Raw genomic sequence first — 1,396 nt, forward strand, 5'->3', positions numbered from 1 at the left:
CATCGATTCTGGGCAGAACAGATTTCAGGTGTTCCAATCCGGTCTGGCTGATTACGTCGTTGTCGTCGGAGAACACGTCGTCTGCGATGCCGCCCTGCAGGGTCTCGGCGATGTCGGACACCTTCACCTTGTGCCCGGTACGGCGCTCGACGCGGAACAGCATGTCCAGCAGATCGATCGATTCCGCACCGAGTTCGGCGAACAACGTCGACTCGGGCGTCACCTCGTCGAACTCGAGCCCCATAGCCTCGGCAATGGATTCCCGGACTGCGATTTCGAGCTCGGCATCGATTGGAGTAGTGGTTGACATTGCATTACCTCCTGAATGGCAGAGTGGTTTCAGCGCAGCGTCGACATTGACGGGTCGCTGAGGGAGAGAAGATGACGTGCAGTGGCGGTGGTGGCCACCACCGCCACCGGATCGATGGCGCGGACCAGACCAGCGAGCACCTTGCCCGGCCCGAGTTCGGCGTGAGAGTGCCAATCATGCTGGCGCGCCACCTCCATCACCTGGGTCCAGCGCACTGGTCGAGTGAGCTGCGAGCGCAATAGCCGCCGGAACTCTTCGCCGTCGTTCACCACGGTGCCGGTGATCGAACTAATCACCGTGATCGTGGGATCGCGGAACTCGTGCCGGTCCAGTTCGGCAGCGAATTCCGCCTCGATCGTGGACATCAGGGAGCAATGGAAGGCAGCGCCGACATCGAGTCGTACGGCCCGCTTCGCACCTGCCCGCTTGGCCTCCGCGGCAACAGCATTGACGCCATCGGCATCGCCGGAGACTACGGTCTGGACAGGGGAGTTGTAGTTGGCGACCTCGACGAGTCCGGTTGCGGTGGCGCACATTCGCTCGACTTGCTCGGTCTCGAGTCCAATGATGGCGGCCATGGCGCCGCCGGTCAGTTCGCCGACCTGCGCCATTAGCTCGCCGCGGCGCCGCACAATCGCCAGGCCCGACTCGAATTCCAGGACGTTGGCAGCGATCAGTGCGGTGATTTCGCCCAGGCTATGGCCGGCTACCGCTCGGGGGTGAAATCCAGTGCTGCGTAACCCTTCCCAGGCTGCGACGCTCGTAGTGACAACTGCGGGCTGGGTGATATCGGTACGAGTGAGTTGTTCCTTAGAACCCGAAACGCACAGCTCAGTCAACGGGAGATCTGTTGCGGACTCGGCTCGCGAGAACACCTTCCGGGCGATCTCGGGGAAGACGTCCAACGCAGCAGCGGCCATCCCGGGTCGCTGTGAACCCTGCCCCGGGAACATGGCTAAATCGATTGTGGCAGCGGCGCTATCGGTCATGAGCCAATGCTCTCGGCTGCTTCTTGTGGGGATCTTGAAGGGATCTTGAGCGGAGCGGTAAGGGCGCTTCACGAACCTAGTGTTCCGCGCCTGAAAT

Annotated in this window: 2 protein-coding genes; both read right to left on the reverse strand. The window is 62.0% G+C overall.

Annotated features, from left to right (window positions below; genetic code table 11):
- Positions 1–310: acyl carrier protein (locus IRT45_RS36200; protein WP_194810249.1), on the reverse strand; the 310-nt coding region annotated here is incomplete at its 3' end.
- 29 nt (positions 311–339) lie between these two features.
- Positions 340–1,299: an ACP S-malonyltransferase gene (fabD, locus tag IRT45_RS36205; RefSeq protein WP_194810250.1), complete on the reverse strand. Its 960-nt coding sequence runs from the start codon at positions 1,297–1,299 to the stop codon at positions 340–342.
- Between the last annotated feature and the right edge of the window lie 97 nt (positions 1,300–1,396).

The organism is Nocardia sp. BSTN01 (genome assembly GCF_015354405.1).
Classification (GTDB): Bacteria; Actinomycetota; Actinomycetes; order Mycobacteriales; family Mycobacteriaceae; genus Nocardia.

Excerpts from the sequence above, each read along its gene's own strand:
- fabD (WP_194810250.1), bottom strand. The coding sequence starts at position 1,299 with ATGACCGATAGCGCCGCTGCCACAATCGATTTAGCCATGTTCCCGGGG.